Annotated in this window: 13 protein-coding genes and 4 pseudogenes; 10 read left to right on the top strand and 7 right to left on the bottom strand. The window is 57.6% G+C overall.

Annotation, left to right across the window (positions count from 1 at the left end):
* From J2Y63_RS30295 to J2Y63_RS30305, 3 genes are all read right to left on the bottom strand, one after another.
* Nucleotides 1-1149: an FAD-binding protein gene (locus J2Y63_RS30295; RefSeq protein WP_435269069.1), complete on the bottom strand. Its 1149-nt coding sequence runs from the start codon at nt 1147-1149 to the stop codon at nt 1-3.
* A complete protein-coding gene (locus tag J2Y63_RS30300; protein WP_036588744.1) occupies nt 1146-2600 on the bottom strand; it encodes an FAD-binding oxidoreductase in 1455 nt (484 codons plus the stop codon). The genes J2Y63_RS30295 and J2Y63_RS30300 overlap by 4 nt, the downstream gene beginning before the upstream one ends.
* Nucleotides 2601-2855: 255 nt before the next feature.
* Nucleotides 2856-4073, bottom strand: coding sequence for a CaiB/BaiF CoA transferase family protein (locus J2Y63_RS30305; RefSeq protein ID WP_036588661.1), 1218 nt, complete (start codon nt 4071-4073; stop codon nt 2856-2858).
* Nucleotides 4074-4320: 247 nt separating this feature from the next.
* Here J2Y63_RS30305 and J2Y63_RS30310 point away from each other — a divergent pair, with 247 nt between their 5' ends.
* From J2Y63_RS30310 to gorA, 6 genes are all read left to right on the top strand, one after another.
* Nucleotides 4321-5439 carry an ABC transporter ATP-binding protein gene (locus tag J2Y63_RS30310; RefSeq protein WP_051517875.1) on the top strand — a complete coding sequence of 373 codons (1119 nt, stop codon included), beginning with the start codon at nt 4321-4323 and terminating at the stop codon, nt 5437-5439.
* A 215-nt stretch (nt 5440-5654) separates the two neighbouring features.
* On the top strand, nt 5655-6998 hold the full coding sequence (locus J2Y63_RS30315; RefSeq protein WP_142586845.1) for an ABC transporter substrate-binding protein: 1344 nt from the start codon (nt 5655-5657) through the stop codon (nt 6996-6998).
* Between the two features lie 55 nt (nt 6999-7053).
* Nucleotides 7054-7926, top strand: a complete 873-nt coding sequence (locus J2Y63_RS30320; protein WP_036588662.1) for a carbohydrate ABC transporter permease — start codon at nt 7054-7056, stop codon at nt 7924-7926.
* Between the two features lie 2 nt (nt 7927-7928).
* A complete protein-coding gene (locus J2Y63_RS30325) occupies nt 7929-8879 on the top strand; it encodes a carbohydrate ABC transporter permease (RefSeq protein WP_435269070.1) in 951 nt (316 codons plus the stop codon).
* 76 nt (nt 8880-8955) lie between these two features.
* Nucleotides 8956-10614, top strand: a complete 1659-nt coding sequence (locus tag J2Y63_RS30330; protein WP_077548353.1) for a GMC family oxidoreductase — start codon at nt 8956-8958, stop codon at nt 10612-10614.
* A gap of 85 nt (nt 10615-10699) precedes the next feature.
* Nucleotides 10700-12082, top strand: a complete 1383-nt coding sequence (gene gorA, locus J2Y63_RS30335) for a glutathione-disulfide reductase (protein ID WP_036588664.1) — start codon at nt 10700-10702, stop codon at nt 12080-12082.
* 162 nt (nt 12083-12244) lie between these two features.
* On the opposite strand, the pseudogene J2Y63_RS30340 reads toward gorA, so the two are convergent.
* The 3 pseudogenes from J2Y63_RS30340 to J2Y63_RS30350 form a co-directional block, all read right to left on the bottom strand.
* Nucleotides 12245-12532: pseudogene (locus J2Y63_RS30340) on the bottom strand (integrase core domain-containing protein); the annotation flags it as partial.
* 315 nt (nt 12533-12847) lie between these two features.
* A pseudogene (locus tag J2Y63_RS30345) lies at nt 12848-13182 on the bottom strand (transposase); the annotation flags it as partial.
* Between the two features lie 213 nt (nt 13183-13395).
* Nucleotides 13396-13568: pseudogene (locus J2Y63_RS30350) on the bottom strand (PHP domain-containing protein); the annotation flags it as partial.
* Nucleotides 13569-13599: 31 nt separating this feature from the next.
* Here J2Y63_RS30350 and J2Y63_RS30355 point away from each other — a divergent pair.
* Nucleotides 13600-13692 (top strand): hypothetical protein, encoded by a 93-nt coding sequence (locus tag J2Y63_RS30355; RefSeq protein ID WP_244487770.1) that lies wholly within the window; start codon nt 13600-13602, stop codon nt 13690-13692.
* Nucleotides 13693-13957: 265 nt separating this feature from the next.
* Here J2Y63_RS30355 and J2Y63_RS30360 read toward each other — a convergent pair.
* Nucleotides 13958-14288, bottom strand: a pseudogene (locus J2Y63_RS30360) (IS3 family transposase); the annotation flags it as partial.
* Between the two features lie 274 nt (nt 14289-14562).
* Between J2Y63_RS30360 and J2Y63_RS30365 the strand changes: the two are divergent.
* The 3 genes from J2Y63_RS30365 to J2Y63_RS30375 all read left to right on the top strand — a co-directional run bounded on the left by J2Y63_RS30365 (nt 14563) and on the right by J2Y63_RS30375 (nt 18758).
* Nucleotides 14563-16215, top strand: coding sequence for an FAD-binding oxidoreductase (locus J2Y63_RS30365; RefSeq protein ID WP_435269071.1), 1653 nt, complete (start codon nt 14563-14565; stop codon nt 16213-16215).
* A gap of 13 nt (nt 16216-16228) precedes the next feature.
* Nucleotides 16229-16918 (top strand): glutathione S-transferase N-terminal domain-containing protein, encoded by a 690-nt coding sequence (locus J2Y63_RS30370; RefSeq protein ID WP_036588669.1) that lies wholly within the window; start codon nt 16229-16231, stop codon nt 16916-16918.
* 214 nt (nt 16919-17132) lie between these two features.
* Entirely contained in the window at nt 17133-18758 is a 1626-nt protein-coding gene (locus tag J2Y63_RS30375; RefSeq protein ID WP_244487769.1) for a class I adenylate-forming enzyme family protein, read from the top strand.
* Nucleotides 18759-18809 lie beyond the last annotated feature (51 nt).

Consider the following 18809-nt stretch of genomic DNA (forward strand, 5'->3'; position numbering starts at 1 on the left):
TCAGCGTCCCATCCGGCCCGGGTTGAAAATCCCGGCGGGATCAAAAACGTTGCGAAGCGACGCTGCCAGGGCCGCCGCGCCCGGGGCTTCGTTTATGAACGCGGGACCCGTACCGCCGGGGCCGGGACGCGCGAGCGTCACCACCCCTTCCGGAACTGCGGCGCGCACGGCGGCGCAATCCGCGTTCCCGCAATACCAGATCAGCGCCGCGCCCCAATCGAGCGAGCTCTCGCCTCCCAGACGTTCGAGGGCTTCCATCGTGGCGGGTGCTTCGGTAGGCTTGACTAGGATGCGCCAGACGGCATCGGAGCGGTCGGCAAAGTGGCGAACGTCCCTCAGGTTTCGCCACAAATGGCGGCTTTTCCCATCCTCAAGCGTGTCGATATCCCGGCCGCGGAACAGGGCTTGCAGCCGCTCGCACCGGTACTCGACCTGACGAGACAGTCCTTCGATGCGCAGCCATGCCGTTCTGTCGAAGAATGCGGCGCCGGAAACTTCGAAAGGCGTCGCCAGCGCCGTCGAGAATATGGCGACGGCCTCGCGTGATGACAGCCCGCCGAAGACCAGAGTCTTCTGGGCCTCGGCCGAAGGAAGCGTTTTCAGGGCCACCTCCGTTAGGATGCCAAGCGTCCCATGCGAGCCACAGAGCAATTTCCCGAGGTCCATCCCGGTAACGTTCTTCATCACCCGTCCGCCATTCCTGATGATCCGGCCTTGCCCGTCGACGAACCGGACGCCGAGCAGGTGATCGCGGCATGCGCCGGCTTGAATGCGTCTTGGCCCGGAGAGGTTGGCGCCGACCATGCCGCCGATGGTCGGCGTGCCGTCTGTCGCAAGCAGCACGCGATAATCCATCGGCTCGAAGGCTAGCGACTGGCCCTCGGTCGCCAGCAGCCGCTCGATCTCACCGACCGACGCGCCCGTACGTACGATCAGGGTCAGTGCGCCCGGCTCGTAGGCGACGATCCCGCCAATCTCGCGTGTCGTCAGAACCGAATCTGCCGCAACGGAGGCGCGGCTCTGGGTGCCACCTCCGCAAATATGGAGTTTCCGCTTCTGCCGGAAGCTGTCCGCGACGAGTGCCGCCAGCTCGGCTTCGCTCCCTGGAACCACCGCATCGGCGCCCCGGCTTTCCGTCCCCTCCGTCATACCCTTTTCGCCGCCTCCCGATGAGGCTGGCTGATCTCGAGAGGGAAGACCTTCGCCGGATTCAGCAGCCAATGAGGATCGAGCGCCCCCTTGATCTCCATCTGGATCGCCATGTCGTCCGGCGCATATTGCTTCGTCATAAGGTCGCGTTTTTCGATCCCCACGCCGTGTTCGCCAGTGAGGCAGCCGCCCATGTCCACGCACAAGCGAAGAATGTCGCTTCCGAAGGATTCGGCTCGCTCGAGGTCGCCGGGCTTGTTGGCGTCGAACAAGATCAGGGGGTGCATGTTTCCGTCGCCGGCATGAAAGACATTGGCGACCTCAAGCCCGTGTTCCTTTGAGAGCTCGCCGATCCGTTTCAGGGTGTGGGGCAGCTTCGAAACCGGCACCGTGCCGTCGAGGCACAGATAGTCGCCTAAGCGGCCCATCGCCCCGAAGGCCGATTTGCGGCCCTTCCATATCGCCAGCGACTCGTCGGCGTTGCGGCTGCTGCGGAATTCGGCGGGGTTCAGTTCCGATGAGATTGCCTTGATGCGCTCGATCTGATCGGCGATTTCGTCTTCCGAGCCCTCGACCTCGACGATCAGGACGGCGGCGCAATCGGGATAGCCCACTTTTGCAAAGGCCTCGACCGCACGCAGGCAGACATCGTCCATGTACTCGATCGCCACCGGCAGGAGGCCGGAGCGAATGATGCGGGCCACGCATTCGCCCGCCGTTTCGGCGCTGTCAAAGCCAATCAGCATCGGCCGTGCGCCCTCGGGGCGCGGCAGGATGCGCAACGTCGCTTCGGTCACGATCGCGAGTTGCCCTTCGGAGCCGCAGATAAGCCCCAGGATGTCCAGACCCGCCATGCCGAGATGGGGACCGCCAAGCTGGACGATCTCTCCGGTGGCAAGCACCATGCGGACGCCGAGAAGGTTGTTCGTGGTGACGCCGTATTTCAGGCAGTGGGCGCCGCCGGAATTCATCCCGATATTCCCGGCGATCGTGCACGCAAGCTGCGACGACGGGTCCGGTGCGTAGAAAAACCCTTCCGCCTCCAGCTCCGCGCTGACGGAAAGGTTGGTGACGCCCGTCTGAACCCTGATGAAACGGTTTGCGGTATCTATCTCGAGAACGGCCCGCAGCCGCATGGTGCCGATGACCACGCTATCGGCAGTCGGAAGCGCTCCGCCTGCCAGCGACGTGCCGGCACCGCGCGGGATAACCGGAACACGCAGATCGTGGCAAATCTTCATCGCCGCCGCCACCTGCTCGGTAGTGCACGGTAGAACCACGGCGAGCGGCGGACATCGGTAGGCGGTCAGCGCGTCGCACTCATATGCGCGGGTTTCCTCGGGGTCCGAGACGATCGCATCCGCGGGAAGGACGGCCCTCAACGCCGCGACGATTTCGGGCTTGCGGGCGATGATCGCAGCGTCGGGAGCGGGCATGGCAATTCTGGACATTGGCTCAAACCTGTCTGATCGAAAGCATCGAAGAACGAGACGCTCCTTCGCACCCGCCTTCATCGAGGCACAAAAGATGCGCAGGCTCGCGATGAGGCGACCTATGAGCATCGCAGCTGTTTACCGGGCTCCACGCGGGAGATCCGCTGGGCGAAGGAGAAGCGCGATATCTCGCTGCGGCGGCTCGCCAGCGATAGTCTTGGCACGTCGAACGCCTGACAACCGCAACCGAGGGCGCGCGCAGCCCGCCCTGTGTCATCCGCAATAGATAATCTTGTCCTTCTCAAGCCGCGATATTTCATCATCGCCGATGTCGAGGATTGAATTGAGGATGTGCTTCGTATGCTCCCCAAGCATCGGGGGACTGATGGAATACTCGATTTCCGTTTGCGAGAATTTGATCGGATTGGCCACGAGCGGCACCGTCTTGCCCGTGGTGTGGGGAAGGTTGATCTGCAATTGGCGATGGATGACCTGCGGATGCGCGAATGCCTGGTCGAGCCGGTTGATCGACGCGCATGGTACGCCGATGGGTTCGAGAAGGGCGATCCAGTACTCCGTCGTTTCCTGGGTAAGATGCTCGGTCAGGATCGAGACCAGAGCGTCGCGGTTCGCCAGGCGATCCGTGTTGGTGGTGAAACGGGGGTCATCGCAGAGGACTTGCAGCCCGGACGCCATGCAGAATTTCCTGAACTGCTGGTCGTTCCCCACCGCGAGGACGAATGACCCGTTGCTCGACCTGAACACCTGATAGGGCACGATGTTCGGATGAGCATTTCCATATCGCCGCGGCGGTTTCCCGGTGGTCAGGTAGTTCAGATTCTGGTTCGCCAGAGCGGCAAGCTGGACATCGAGAAGCGCCATGTCGATATGCTGGCCCTCGCCCGTCCGCTCGCGATGCAGTAAGGCCGACAGCACGCCCGTTGCGCTGTACATTCCGGTGAGGAGATCGGAAATTGGGACGCCGACCTTCTGGGGCCCGCCGCCGGGTTTGTCGTCGGCCTCGCCCGTGATGCTCATCAGCCCGGATATGGCTTGGATGGCCATGTCGTATCCGGCCACGGTCTTCATCGGGCCGGTCTGGCCGTATCCCGTGATGGAGCAGTACACTATGTCCGGCTTGATGAGGCGGAGCGTTTCAAAATCCAGCCCATACCGCTTCATGTCGCCGACCTTGTAGTTCTCGATAAGAACGTCGGCCTTCTTGACCAGAGATCGAACGATGTCAGCGCCGGCTTGCGTGGCGATGTCTACGCAAATCGAATGCTTACCGCGATTGGCGCTGAGGAAATAGGCGCTCTCGGTCGTTCCATCCAGATGCGGTGGGCCCCAGTGGCGGGTGTCGTCGCCGGTAAAGGGGCGTTCGATCTTCCAGACCGTCGCCCCTAGATCGGCTAAAAGCTGCCCGAGCCACGGGCCCGCTAGAATCCTCGATAGATCAAGAACTTGGTATCCACTCAACGGTCCGGCCATCTCAACCACTCACATTGCGATTAACGTGCCTCTCTATGGAAGCTATGGCGAAACGTAACTGGACATACCAGATTGGTCAATCCAATAATTTTGCCCCGCGTCCTGTGGGTGCTATAAAAAATCTATCAAGGGGGACATTGACGAAGCAGCGGGATTGGTCTATCCAATTTGGTCTACAAGTAGGTCATCGGGAGGGATGGCCTGCGAAGCCCACAACAGGGCATCACGTTTAGGGAGGTTACGCTGCATGGCGCGAATATCGCTCCAAAATGTCTCCAAGTCGTTTGGTGGCGACCAGGGCCCATGGGCCGTCAAGGATTTCTGCCTGGAGATAGAGGATGGCGAGCTCATTGTTTTTGTCGGACCTTCCGGATGCGGAAAATCGACGACACTGCGGATGATCGCCGGCCTCGACGACACCACTTCAGGCGCTATCATAATCGGCGGGAGGGATGTCACCGGACTGCCTCCGAAAGATCGCAACGTCGCGATGGTCTTTCAGAACTATGCGCTATATCCCCAGAAGTCGGTCTACGACAACATGGCATTCGGCCTACGGGTGCGCGGTGAAGCGAAGCAGGAGATTGACCGGCGGGTGAGGGCCGCGGCGGCCAGCCTAGATCTCGAAGCCCTGCTCGACCGCAAGCCGCGACAGCTCTCGGGCGGTCAGATGCAGCGTGTCGCCCTTGGGCGTGCGCTCGTGCGGGACCCCGATGTTTTCCTTCTGGACGAACCGCTGTCCAATCTCGACGCGAAACTGCGCGTGAAGATGCGCGAAGAAATCACGACGCTCCATGCCCGGCTCCGGGCGACGATGATCTTCGTGACACATGACCAAGTCGAAGCAATGACGCTCGGGGACCGCATCGTGATCATGCGCGATGGCGTGATCCAGCAGGCTGGGAGACCTCTCGAACTCTATGACCGTCCCGCAAACACGTTCGTCGCTGGGTTTATTGGTTCGCCCGAAATGAACCTGATCGACGGGCATTTGGTCGACGCTAGCGGACGGCTCGAAGTGCGATCCGGAGACCTATCGGTAGGCATACCAGATAAAACCTTCGCCAAGTACGGACAAAGCGTGACGCTTGGAATCCGGCCCGAGCACCTCGTCATCTCCAACGATTCCCCGCTTGAGATGAGCGTAAGCTTGGTCGAGCAGATCGGAGCGCAGACTTATCTCATGGGCACGCTGGCCGGCCATAAGATGCGTGCCGTCGTCGAGCGCCGCGACGAAATCCGCGCCGGTGACAGAATCCCGATCGCCCTCCCGAGTGAGCGGCTTCACCTGTTCGAGTCCGCGAGCGGTGCGTCGCTCCGGATAGCGGAAACGGGTGGCAAAATCAGAGCGAAGGAAAGTGCGTGATCCACCCCTGCGAGATCGCCGGGTCAGATTGAGATACTGCGCCCCTGGACCGTGGGTCGCGGAATTCGACTTCAACGGATGCTCTGTATCGCGTGCTGACGAAAGCATCTCTGGATGCGCCATAAAGGAAGAAATTCACCACTATACTCGATACGGGCGAATTAATTCTTGTCAATTTGGCTTGAACTGACGTCTTAACATGGGAGGAGCATGAAATGAGCATCTACATTCCAGGTCACAAAAGAATGGCGGCGGGCCTGTCGGGCATGACCCGCCGTAACTTTCTAGGAACAGCGGCCGTCGTCGGAGCGAGCGTGGCGGCGCCCGCCGTGCGAGCCCAGTCCGGCGTCACGCTTCGTTTTCTCAACCAAGAAACTTCGGTCGCCAGTCAGGCTGCCCTTAAAAAGGCGTGCGACGAATACGAAAGCAAATTCGGCGTCAGAATAATTGTAGATTCGACTCCCATCAGCGGTACGACGCAAAAAGCGATGGCGGCGATCAATGCTGGCCAGTCATACGATATTATGACTGCCGGCTTCATTGCGGGTATTTTGCAGTTCGTTCAGGCGGGCGTTCTTCTGCCGGTCACCGACCTGGTAAAAAAGTACGACTGGGGCAAAGGCGCTGCCTGGGAGTATGAGGGTGAGAACTGGTACTATCCGTTCGATTACAATCTGGTCGTAAATTACTACAGGAAAGACCTCTACGCCCAGAAGGGTCTGAAGGTCCCGGAGACGTCGGGCGATTTCTTGAAGAACTGCGAGGCGCTTACCGTCAATAATAGTGGAAATGTTGATGTTGGCGGCTGCGTCATACCGCTGGCAAGCGACTCCGCGACGAATTGGGCGAGCTTTGGAAATATGTTCGCGGAAGGCACACAGCTTTTTGACAAAGACTGGAATGTCGTTCTCGACCAAGGCGAGAATCTCGATCGTGCCACGCGCTTTTTGGATCTTTATGGCGAGCTGTATAAGACCATGCCGCCCGGCATGAACGCCGTCGGCTACGCTCAACTAATGAGTCTCTTCACCACCGGAAAGGCTGCTCACACGCTCTATTCAGGCCGCCTGGTCGAATCCCTCGAGGCAACAAATCCTGCGCTGGCAGATCAGTACGGCATCTTTGCCTCGCCCAGCAGCAGCGGTCAGAAGGCGCTTTCCTATGCCTTTGACGGCTTCTGCGTCTTCAAGACGAAGCAGAGCGAGGAGGCAGTCAAATTCCTACAGTGGTTCGCTGACGAGCACTACGTGGATTGGTTGCTTTCCGCATGGATGAACAACCATCCGTCTCGCTTGGATATCTACGAAAATGAGCGGTGGAAGAGCCATCCCATGATCAAGAAGCATTGGGAAACGATGATGCAGATGAAGTCCTTCATCGAGGGGGACGGCGTTACCATCACGGCGATTGACACCAGCGGCCCTTCCATCGACATGCGTGCTTGTAACGTGTTCAACGCAAATGTCATGCCGGAGATGCTCCAGCAGAAAGTCCTCGGCAACACCTCGTCTGCTGATTGCGTCGCCGCGGCCGCGCAACGCATTCGCTCCCTCATCTAATTGCAGATCGGGGTGGTCTCTGCCGCCCCGATCGTTCGTCCAAAGGATGATTCTTATGGTTCAGGACCGGCGAATTGTTACGTTGTTTATAGGCAGTATATCACTGCTTGCAATTATTATTGGCGCCCCGTTAATTTACGCGGTTATGCTATCATTCTATTCGGCAAGTTCGTTTATCGGCGAACCTCAGTGGGCCGGCCTGAGCAACTACAGCAAGGTATTGCGAGATCCTCTTTTCTGGAATTCGTTGACGAACGGCCTCACAATCGCGATTACGTCAATTGTCCTGCAGGTTGTTCTGGGCGTCGGCATAGCGATGGTGCTTAACAAGCGCTTTCTTGGCCAGACGGTTGTACGCGCGATCGCCATTCTTCCGTACTTCCTGCCGACCGTTGTCGCCTGCCTGGTAGCCCAATGGATTCTCGAGCCAAATTACGGATTGCTCAAGAGCGCTCTCGCATCCATCGGTGTCGGAATGCTCGATTGGAGTTCTCATGCGTTCACGGCCAAAGGCACAATCGTCCTCGTTAGCGTGTGGTTGTGGACACCTTTTGTCGTAACCTGTGTTCTTGCCGGTTTGCAGACGATCCCAACGCAACTTTATGAAGCCGCGCGCGTCGATGGCGCGGGAGCCTGGCGGCAATTCTGGCACATCACGATACCGGGCTTACGCTCGGTTCTGATCGTGGTCATCCTTCTGCGCGGCATCTGGATGTTCAACAAGTTCGATGTGATATGGCTTTTGACGAAAGGCGGGCCGCTGAACCAGACAGAGACCTTGCCTACCTTGGCCTATAGGAAGTCGTTTCTGGAGTACAATCTGGGCGGGGGCGCCGCTGTGGCAACGATCTCCTTCCTTATTCTCTCAGGCGTCATTCTCATCTATCTGCGCCTATTCCCCATCGACGATGCAAAGCAAGGGAGATAACAATGAATAGCCATGTAGAGCGATTGCCCATTGATTCCCGCCCGCAGATACCAGAGCGCGAGCCGATTCGTCCGAAATCGTCGCTGCAACACGGGAGCAGGGTTCAGGACAGCACCTTCTGGAGACTATTTAAAACGCTGTCAGGAAAAGTTGCACTCTATGTAACAGTACTCGTTATCTGCCTGTATTCGTTCTTTCCGATATACTGGATGATAATTTCAAGCCTGAGGCCTTCGGAACGACTTTTCCTCGACACATCTCTGGTATTCTGGCCACCGGACCTGACGTCATACATTTCCCTATTCCGGCAGACGAACTATGTCGTCAATTTTCTGAATAGCGCTCTAATGGCGGTTGCGACGATTACCGTCTCCCTCATGCTGTCGGCATTTGTCGCTTATGGCGCCACCCGGCTGCGTTTTCGGGGCAAGACTATGCTCGTGGCATCGATGCTTTTTGCCTACATGTTCCCACCCCTCATGCTGGCGATCCCGATGGCGGCAACTTTCCGCACAATCGGCCTCACCGACACACTGTGGGGGCTGTTGATCGCACATCTTGCAATTTCACTGCCGCTAGCGGTCTGGTTGCTCTGGGGGTTCTTTAAGTCAATGCCGTTCGACCTTGAGGAGGCCGCGATGGTTGACGGCTGCTCTCAATTCGAAGCGTTCATCAAGGTCGTCTTGCCGCTGTCCGCTCCCGGGCTCATCACTGTCGCCATCTTCTCCTTCCTCCTTTCTTGGGCCGACTATGTGTTCGCGCTGATACTTATTATGAGCGACCAGAGAAAGACGCTTCCCGTCGCTCTGGAATCGTTGCTCGGCGCCCATGATTTGCGGTGGGGTGAAGTCTTGGCTGGCGCCTCGCTGATAGCTCTACCTTTGTTCTTAATATTCATCTTCTGCTATCGGTATTTCGTCGCCGGGTTGTCGGCGGGTGCGGTGAAGGGATGATCCCGTCAAGTAAAGGCGGAAGATCGGCCGCCTTTTTGACTTGCGTTTGAAAAACATCACCGACCGGAGAAGGTCCATGTCGAGTTACGACTATATTATCATTGGTGCAGGTTCCGCCGGGTGTGTTTTAGCCACCCGCCTGAGTGAAGACGCCAATGTGAGCGTTTTGCTGATCGAGGCGGGCGGAGGGAAGTCGCTGTTTGTCGATATGCCCGCCGGAATCAGGATCCTCTATACGAGCGATCGGTACAACTGGCGCTTTTGGACTGAGCCGCAGCGACATCTTGACAATCGCCGGATCTATATTCCCAGGGGGAGGGTTATTGGAGGGTCGTCATCAATCAATTCGATGATCGCGATCCGCTGCAACCCTTGGGACTACGATTCGTGGGCGTCTCGGGGCATGCCTAAGTGGAGCTTTTCCGCAATGCTCCCCTATTTGCGCAGGATTGAGGATGCTAGCCTGGTTGTTCAGCCTGATAATGGAACGCGCGGGCACAGCGGACCCATCAAGCTTTCCTTCGGGCCACGGCGCTCGACCACGCAGGCGTTTGTCGACAGTCTCGTCGCTGCAGGTTTGCCTGAGAACAATGGATTCAACGGGTCGTCGCAGATAGGCGCGGGCTTCTACGAACTTACGATAGCACATGGAAAGCGGTCCGGCGCATTCAAGTACTTAGAACGCGCCAAGGGACGCCCAAACCTCACCATTCTGCCAAATTGTCATGTTCGTCGCATCAACGTTGAAGGAGGTTCTGCCAGTGGCGTGATCGTGGTTCAGAATGGCCGCGAGAGGACAATCAACTGTGATCGAGAAGTTCTGCTGACGGCAGGCGCAATCGGTTCGCCGCAGCTTTTGATGTTGTCGGGTATCGGGCCTGCTGATCATATGCGGTCTCTCGGCATTAAACCGGTTCACCACCTCCCGGGTGTGGGAGAGAATCTTCAGGACCATCTCGACTGCGCGGTTCGCTTCGAGGCATCGCAGCCGACGACGTTGACCCCCTATATGGGCCTCCTGAAAGGCGGGATGGCCGGTGCTCGATACATTCTCAAAGGCGATGGGCCGGCCGCTTCACAGGCCGTGGAGGCGGGGGCGTTTTGGGGCCCCGACCGATCGTCGCCGTTGCCGGAGTGGCAGGCGCACTTTGCTAACGTTCTCCGCAATCCGCCGCCCGGCGAGCGTATCGCTCACGGCTTCGCTGTTCGCGTATGTCAGCTCAGGCCACAAAGTCGCGGTACGGTGAGATTGCGAAGCGGGGACCCCGCCATTCCACCAGCAATCGACCCGCGTCTTGGGTCCGAGCATGCGGACCTCGCGAGTCTGAGAGATGGCGTGCGCGATATGTGCGATATGATGATGTGCGGACCACTCAAGAACTTCGTAAAACGCCCGATCGATGCGGAAGCCTTTGGCAATCTCTCCTCGCTGGAGACTTTCGTGCGAGCGCGGGCCGAGACGGTATATCATCCCGTTGGGACCTGTCGCATGGGTGCTGATGATGCATCGGTCGTGGACCCGAGCATGAAAGTCCGCGGTCTTGATGGTCTGCGGGTCGTCGACGGTTCGGTGATGCCAACGCTTCTAAGCGGCAATACAAACCTGCCCATTATGGCGATGGCCGAGAAAATCGCTGACGAACTTATTCACGGTGAAAGCTTTTCGCCTGAGTACCCGATCGCTGGGCAGATGCTTGCGCATGACGCGCATGGGCGCCGCCCGCCCTCCTCCTGAAAGCCTCCGTTTACCGTCCGCGGAACGCTGTAACGGTGCGAAAGCGCCCAAACCGTTTTCGTAGCTTTTGAACTCGCAGGGTACGATGGCTGATTTTGATGTTGATCTGGCAGTAATTGGTGGTGGTTCAGGCGGGGTCCGCGCGGCGCGGGTTGCTGCTAGCTATGGGGCCAAGGTCATTGTTGCTGAAGGAGATCGGGTTGGCGGGACCTGCGTCATCCGTGGCTGCGTGCCCAAAAAGCTTATGGTTTATGCTTCAGATTTCCAGAAAGAGATCGGGAACGCGGCGGGCTTCGGATGGTCGATTCCCCCAGCGAAATTCGATTGGGGAGTATTGACGGGAAATAGAGACAGGGAAGTCTCCCGTCTCGAAGCCGCATATACGTCGGCGATTGAAAAGTCGGGAGCGCGCCTGGTAAAAGAGCGCGCGACGTTTCAGGATGCGCGCACCTTGCGTCTTTCCAATGGGGAAACTGTGCGCGCTCGTAATATATTGATTGCCACAGGCAGCACGCCCAACCATGGGGAAGTTTTACCAGGCCTCGAGCATGTCATCTCCTCAGATAAGGTCTTTGAGCTTCGTGAATTGCCGAGACGGATCATAATTCAAGGAGGAGGCTACATCGCGGTTGAGTTCGCATGCATATTTGCCGGTCTCGGTTCGAAAGTGACTTTGGTTTGTCGGAGCGACAACATCCTGCGCGGTTTCGATCAAGACATAAGGACACATGTTCGGGATGCTCTGGAGCAGCAGGAGATTAGGATTGTCACTGACTGCCGGATCAAAAGAGTCGACAGGATGGACGAAAGCAGTGGCGTATTGAAAGCTAGTCTTTCAAACGCTGAACAGCTCGTCGCCGACCAAGTCATGTTTGCGATCGGACGAAAGCCCAACACTCAAGGCCTAAATCTCCAGAAATCTGGCGTTGCGCTAAGTGCTGACAGCGGCGGCGTCGCGGTCAACGAGAACTCGCAGACCAATGTGCCCCATATCTATGCGGTCGGCGACGTGACAAATCGCGTCAACCTTACCCCTGTAGCCGTGCGCGAAGCGCAGGCCTTTGCAGATTCGGTATTTGGCAAGCGTCCCACGCAGGTCGACTATACGGATATCCCGACTGCGGTTTTCTCGCGTCCGGAAGTCGGATCAGTTGGACTATCGGAGGCACAAGCCTGTGCCCGGTTTGAAAGGGTGGACATCTACAAAACGGATTTCCGGCCGATGAAGGTTGCCCTCTCCCACAGCTCCGAACGAATGATGATGAAACTCGTCGTGGATGCCGATTCCGGGAGGGTCGTCGGCTGCCATATTGTCGGATCTGGCGCTGCGGAGATCATCCAGGCAGTTGCGATTGCGATAAGAATGAAAGCCGTAAAGGAGGACTTCGATGCAACGATGGCTCTTCATCCAACTGCGGCGGAAGAACTTGTCACGATGCGGACGGCCACCAGGCGCTGCGTTCGTTAACGCATTTTGTAGCAAATCGGATTCCTCTGGCGTTACCTAAATGCGGCTGAGCAGACACGATCTCCATCAGGGCAACGACTATGTAACGATCGCATGAATAAGCCGAATACATGAACGCACCCGCCGAACGCGATATGTCTTAAAACGCTTGCGCCTGCGGGGCCATCTATACATGAAGCTCTCGATGAAGCCGTTCTGCATCGGCTTGCCCGGAGCGATGTAGTGCCATTCGACGATTCGACGCGGTTCTGATCCGCCCAGGCGAGGATGGCGTTCAAGGTGAGCTCGCTGCCATAGCTGACGATCATCCTCGGCCGGCCGCGTTCGGCGACGAGCCTGTCCAACTCGCGGGCAACCCGCATGCCGGACAACCACGTATCGACCGGTAGCGCCAGGCATTCCCTCGTGCAGTCTGCAGTCGTCGACGACGGCGAGGATACGGAAGCGGCGGCGGTAGTGTCCAGAACCTTTCGCACTTTTTCTTAAGCGACGGCTCCGTGGGTTGAGGTCTGCTCCGCGTAGAGCGGATCCATGTTCATATATTTGCGCGTCGACCACTGACTGCCGGCAATATGCCTCAGCCGGGCGGCCGCCAGGTTCAGGCAGCTCTGCCCGTCCGGGAATGCCCCCACGACGCGGGTGCGGCGTCGGATTTCTTTCATGATCCGCTTCAGCGGATTGTTGGTCCTGATCTTGAGCCAATGGCTGTCGGGGAAGGTAGAAAGTCAGGGGCTCATCGATATGCGCCTCCATCAACTCGGCCGCTTTCCCGAGCTTTTGCCGGCGTAGGTCCTCGATGATCATGGCAGCCTTCTCCTGCGCTGCTTCTCGGCTTTCCTGGGCATGGATCGCCTTGAGCATATGGCTGATTTCACGCACCTTGGTCTTTGACACGTGGCTGAACACGTTCCGGTAAAATGCACCATGCAGCGCTGCCAGCGCGCCTCGGACAGATAGTCGGCGACGCTTTCCACTAGGCCGCGGCAAGCGTCCGAGATGATCAGTTGCACGCCGCTCAAGCCGCGGTCGGTGGCGCAAGACGCCGACCAGCCGGACTTGTCCTCCTTGGCGCCTTCGCAGATGCCGGTAACCCTCGGAATTGACGGCGCTGGCCACCGGCAGCGAGACGTTGCGCACCTCGCCCGCCCAGGTCCGCTTCATCACGATGCCGTCGAGATAGAGATAGGGGTGATCGCCCTCGATCGGCGCGGTTTCGCCATTCCTCGATCTTCTCGACCCGCGTGCCTCACAGCGCCTCGGTGATGTCCTCCACGCGCCGCACCGAGACACCGGCCAGATACATCTCGATCAGCTGCCTCTTCGAGATATTGATAGACGAGCTCTTCGAGCGAGTACCTGCAGTGCTCTACGATCTCGATCGTCCGCGCCAAAGCTTCCGTGTAAAGGGGGGAAAGAGCCGCGCCATTTCTTCCGGCGGCTTCAGATAACGGTCGGCGTGCCGCTCGCGCTCAAAGCCGACATCGCTGAATGCGCTGCTCGACGCGGAGGCGGACCGCTTGTGTGGCGCAGGGCGCTATGAACGCAATGAAGGCAGCCAGGACACGCGGGCCGGCAGCTACGAGCGGGCACTGCACAGGCCGGCGAGGTGACGCTGAAGGTGCCGAAGCTGCGCCGCCAGATTTTCGAGACGGCCATCATCGAGCCGCCTCTCGACCGAACTCTCACTCCGTCGATAGCGCCTCCTCGACCGTCCCGCGCACCATCGCGGCAAGGTGATCCTTGATTTGCGCTTCGTCGATCCGGATCACCTCACCCACGCCCGCATCCTTTTCGTAATCCATCCTTGCGCTCCTTCCGTCACTGTAGAAGAAGCGGTCAAATCTGAAAGTGCGAAAGATTCTTCACGTTATCGCATCGGCCGTCGGTAAGCTGGTCCGACACGAAGTCCAGCTCTCGTCGGGGCGCAGCGGCACCAGCATCGGCGCCCTGCTGCTGATCGCCCGCTTGCGGTCGCCACGCCTGCGCCACCGGTGAACTTCTCCTATCCGTAGAGCCGGAACAATTTCTTGCGGTTCACGACGAGCCCTTACCGCCTCAGCATCACGAGGAGTCGCCGTAACCGAACCCTCCTGCGCTATCGCCTTCATCCTCCCGCGAACGTCGCGGTCGTCGGGACGGCTGGTCTGTAGCGAACCGTCATGCGGCGGCAGCCGATGTCTTTACACGCCCGCCGTTCGCTCATCCCGAAGGCAAGTTCTGTTTGGAAGCCCGTCACTTTCAGCCCGTGGAGGGCTGTCCAATACCGGCCAAGGCGCGATCAACGTGTGCTACTGCCGAAAGGACCGTGCCGACCAGATACATCAAGGATAGCGATGGCGCAGTTCAGGGCGCGATCTACTCCAAAACCCATTGACTGCCAGAACTGGATATGCCAATTTGGTCGAACCAGATCGCGATGTTTCCCGAACGTATGCGCACCTGGATGGTTGGACGTTGAAAATCTCGAAGGAGGAAGCGCCGTGGCGAAGGAAAAGAGCGGCTACTATGGCACGCGTAGGAAATTCTGGACGTGGGGATATGAAGGGGAAGACAATTCCCAGGACGAAATCCGTATCATGCGAGAACGCGTGGAGCAGCGGCTCGGAATTAAGGATATCAAAGTTCTGTCAGACCCGACTCTCGATGAGATTGAACTTTACCCGTCGCGTATAAAGATCCCACGTACTCTGGAGGATTTCTGTACCTCTGAAAAATGGGACAGAATTGTTCATACGTACGGTAAGGGTTTCAAGGACATGACCCTTATCTACAGGCGCGATTTCAAAAAGGCCCCGGACGTCGTGGCCTATCCGCGCGACGAAGAAGACATCGCCGCCATCTTCGACTGGTGTGGGGAAAATGGCTATGCATGCATACCGTATGGCGGTGGTTCGAGCGTCACCGGCGGCTTCTGGGGCCCCGAGCGCGACGCCTTTCCCGGCGTCGTCGTCATCGACCTGGGCAACCTCAACCAGATTCTCGAAATCGACCCCGTGTCACGCTGCGCGCGGATACAGGCAGGCATTCTCGGGCCGGCTCTGGAAGAACAACTGAAGCCGCACGGTCTCACCCTGCGCCATATTCCCCAATCGTGGGAGTTCTCGTCGCTGGGCGGCTGGATCGCAACCCGCTCGTCCGGCCATTATGCGACCCATCTCACGCATATCGACGACATGGTGGAAAGCCTACGGGTGGTCACGCCAGCGGGAACGATCCAGAACCGCCGGCTGCCAGGCTCCGGTGCGGGACCCAATCCGGATCGCCTGTTCATCGGGTCGGAAGGCACGATGGGCATCATCACGGATGCGTGGATGCGTCTTCAGGGACGTGTGAAATTCCGTGCGAATGCCTCCATCTCCTTCAAGACGTTCTATGAGGGTGCCAAGGCCGTCCGTCAGATCACCCAAGCGGGACTGTTCCCGGCGAACTGCCGCTATCTGGACGAGCAGGACGCCAAATTCTACGGCGCCGGGGACGGCACCGATTCGGTCTTGCTGCTGGGCTTCGAATCCGCTGACCATCCGGTGGACGCATGGCTCGAGCGTGGTCTCGAAATCTGCAAGGACTTCGGTGGCGTCGTGAAGCAGCGCGCGGGAACTGCGGACAACGCGCTGGAGACCAGCCGCAGCGGGCCGCAAGGTAACTGGCGGCATCAGTTCAGATACTTGCCCCGGCTGATGCATACGCGCGCAGCGATGGGAATCGTCAGCTTCACGTTCGAAACCGCCTACACTTGGGATCGGTTCGAAGAAGTTGACACCGAGATCATGCGTCGCGTGAGGGCGGCCCAGAAGGAGCACCTTGGTGGCGGTATTGTCTGCCGCAGGTTTTCCTTCCTGTATCCGGACGGTCCCGCTCCGTACTATTCGATCATGGCTCCTTCGACACATGACAACAGCCTTGAAGCCTATTCGATGCTCCACGATGTGGCGTCGAATGCGCTAATTGAGCTCGGCGCAACCATCACGCACCATCATGCCGTAGGCAAGTCGTTCCGTCCTTGGTACGACAAGGAGGTCGATCCATTGTTCCGCCGTGTGCTGGCGGCTGCGAAAACCGAACTCGACCCAAATTGGATGTTGAACCCTGGCCTGCTTGTTGACAAGCAGGCAGGATTGAAGATCGTCGGATAGGGATTCTTCAGCGATGATTGATCTATACTTCTGGCCAACCCCCAACGGGTATAAAGCCGCTATAATGCTTGCAGAGTTGGACTTGGAGTACCGTGTAATTCCGGTTGATATAACGGCAGGAGAGCAGTTTAATCCGGACTTCCTGAAGATCAATCCAAACAACAAGGTGCCGGCCATCGTGGATCACGATGGCCCGCACAACAAACCTTATGCGGTTTTTGAATCCGCGGTTGTACTGATCTATCTTGCGGAAAAATCAGGAAAATTCCTTTCTCAGGATCCTGAAAAACGCTATGAAACGCTAAAGTGGCTTGTCTTCCAGAATTCGACAATGGGTCCAATGCTGGGCCAAGCACACCACTTCATGGTGTATGCGGATGAGAAGATAGATTACGCCATTGAACGTTACGACCGGGAAGTTGGTCGAATATACAACATTCTCGAAAAACGCCTTGGCCAACATGAATATCTTGCCGGCGAGTATTCGATCGCTGATATCAGCACATTCCCTTGGGTTCGCACCCGAAAATTGCATCGACGCGACTTGTCGGAGTACCCGAACATTGATCGATGGTACCAAGCGATCAAAGACCGTCCGGGGGTTCGGGCGGGCATAGATACGTTGTCCGACAGCAAACGATGGGAAGCTAAGCCGGGCACCGAGGCTTGGAAGAACATGTTCGGAAAGAACGGAAGCTCGTAACAATCACACAAATCCTCCCAGGCGTCAGGCGCGGCGATCTGTTCGTCGCGCCTGCGCCGCGTAGCGGCACTTGAGGCAGCGGTTCTCCCTGCGGGGGCTAGCTCAGGATCTTGAACAATTCTGAGCGACCGTAAAGCCGTTTGAAGTCACCTACTATATCGGGCCACGAATCCGGCTGATGGATTGATTATCTACTTGACAGCCGAGGGATTGGATGACCAAATTGGATATACCAATAGCCGCGCTGAAACTATCAGGATCTGGGGAAATTGAGATGGATTTTTCGGCCGAACTGCCTCGTCGCATTCATATGATTTTGGAGGAAGGCGCGACGTTCGGTGAGTCCCGCGTCGCCTTTACAGACGAAAACGGGATTGATTGGTCCTACCGCCGGCTGATTGACACTGTCGAAGCTGTCTCTAGTGAACTGCGGGAACTAGGGATTCGGCCGGGTGATCGGATGATGATCGTTTGCGAAAACTCGATCGGGGCTATCGTTCTAATGTACGCTGCTAGCCGGTTGGATGCATGGGCGGTGCTAGCGAACGCCCGGCTCAGCAAGCATGAACTTGCTCTTATAGAAGAGGATTGCCAGCCGCGGCGTATATTTCGCACCCATCCCAACGTGTCTGCAACAGATGCGGGTGACGATAATGCTGATGTGCGGCTCTTTACTGGCATTGGCGCCGTGACGATCGGTCCGTTAAATGAGAACAGCGCGCCGGAAGAAGTACACGAAGGATCCGCAGAGCAAGTCGCCGTTCTAGTCTACACTACTGGAACCACGGGGCGCCCCAAGGGGGTTATGCTGAGCCATCGCAATCTGACTTTCGTCTCAAGCAGGGGAAGACGAACACAAACTCTTTCTCGCGACGATGTCGCCTTGTGTGTCATGCCGATATCTCATTCGTACGGGCTCGTGTTGATGCAAGGCATGTTGTACGCCGGCGCGCGCATGAAAATTATGCCGCGATTTTCATTACAAGAAGCGCTGGATGCTGTTCGCAGCGGAGAGCTGACGATTTTCAACGCCGTTCCTGCCATGCTGACCCGGGTGGTGGCACATGTCGAACAGACTGGGGAAAAGCTCACGCCTAACAACCTCCGGTACGCCTACACGGGCACCGCGCCGCTCGATCTGTCTTTGCGTAAGAATGTCGAACGGCTGTTCGGCGTAGTTCTGCAAAACGGATACGGATTGACGGAAACATCGCCGACGATCAGCCGGTCGCGTTATTCGATGGGTAGCGACGAGGTCAACATTGGTCCACCGATACAAGGGGTTGAGATCAGGATCGTCGGACCTGACGGTCTGGATGTCCCAGAGGGCCAGCCGGGAGAATTGCTAGTTAGAGGTCCCAATGTGATGTTGGGATACTATCGCCAACCGAAAGCGACCGCCGAAGTTATTGACGAGGACGGCTATCTTCATACTGGCGATATCGTCAGCCGCAACGATCGGGGCGAATTAGTCATTCAAGGTCGATCGAAGGAATTGATCATTCGCTCTGGCTTCAATGTCTATCCTCCGGAAGTCGAAGCCGCCCTAAATGCGCATCCCAGCATTCTTAACTCCGCCGTGGTCGGTCGTCCTGTTGAGGGAAATGAGGAAATTATAGCCTTCGTGGAAATGTTACCTGAAAGGCGTTGCGAGACGGATGACATTAAGTCCTTTCTGAAAAGCCGTCTTGCCCAGTACAAGTTGCCGCAGCAGATTATTGTTATGCAAAATTTGCCGATCGCTCCGAATGGAAAGATAAAGAAGAACGACTTGAAAAAATACTTGGATAATTTGAGCGATCCGATGGTCACGTGCTTCCGAGAACGCTCTGGGTCATGAGTCCGGAGCCTCCCCGACATGGTCCGCAATCCCGTAAAACTCGATATGGAG

It is taken from the genome of Shinella sp. BE166 (genome assembly GCF_051201095.1).
Lineage (GTDB): Bacteria > Pseudomonadota > Alphaproteobacteria > Rhizobiales > Rhizobiaceae > Shinella > Shinella lacus.

What these genes read in the sequence shown, in the direction of transcription:
- J2Y63_RS30295 (WP_435269069.1), bottom strand. Translation starts at nt 1,149, where the DNA reads ATGACGGAGGGGACGGAAAGCCGGGGCGCCGATGCGGTGGTTCCAGGG.
- J2Y63_RS30375 (WP_244487769.1), top strand. Translation starts at nt 17,133, where the DNA reads ATGACCAAATTGGATATACCAATAGCCGCGCTGAAACTATCAGGATCT.
- gorA (WP_036588664.1), top strand. Translation starts at nt 10,700, where the DNA reads ATGGCTGATTTTGATGTTGATCTGGCAGTAATTGGTGGTGGTTCAGGC.
- J2Y63_RS30305 (WP_036588661.1), bottom strand. Translation starts at nt 4,073, where the DNA reads ATGGCCGGACCGTTGAGTGGATACCAAGTTCTTGATCTATCGAGGATT.
- J2Y63_RS30370 (WP_036588669.1), top strand. Translation starts at nt 16,229, where the DNA reads ATGATTGATCTATACTTCTGGCCAACCCCCAACGGGTATAAAGCCGCT.
- J2Y63_RS30320 (WP_036588662.1), top strand. Translation starts at nt 7,054, where the DNA reads ATGGTTCAGGACCGGCGAATTGTTACGTTGTTTATAGGCAGTATATCA.
- J2Y63_RS30310 (WP_051517875.1), top strand. Translation starts at nt 4,321, where the DNA reads ATGGCGCGAATATCGCTCCAAAATGTCTCCAAGTCGTTTGGTGGCGAC.
- J2Y63_RS30300 (WP_036588744.1), bottom strand. Translation starts at nt 2,600, where the DNA reads ATGTCCAGAATTGCCATGCCCGCTCCCGACGCTGCGATCATCGCCCGC.
- J2Y63_RS30325 (WP_435269070.1), top strand. Translation starts at nt 7,929, where the DNA reads ATGAATAGCCATGTAGAGCGATTGCCCATTGATTCCCGCCCGCAGATA.
- J2Y63_RS30315 (WP_142586845.1), top strand. Translation starts at nt 5,655, where the DNA reads ATGAGCATCTACATTCCAGGTCACAAAAGAATGGCGGCGGGCCTGTCG.
- J2Y63_RS30330 (WP_077548353.1), top strand. Translation starts at nt 8,956, where the DNA reads ATGTCGAGTTACGACTATATTATCATTGGTGCAGGTTCCGCCGGGTGT.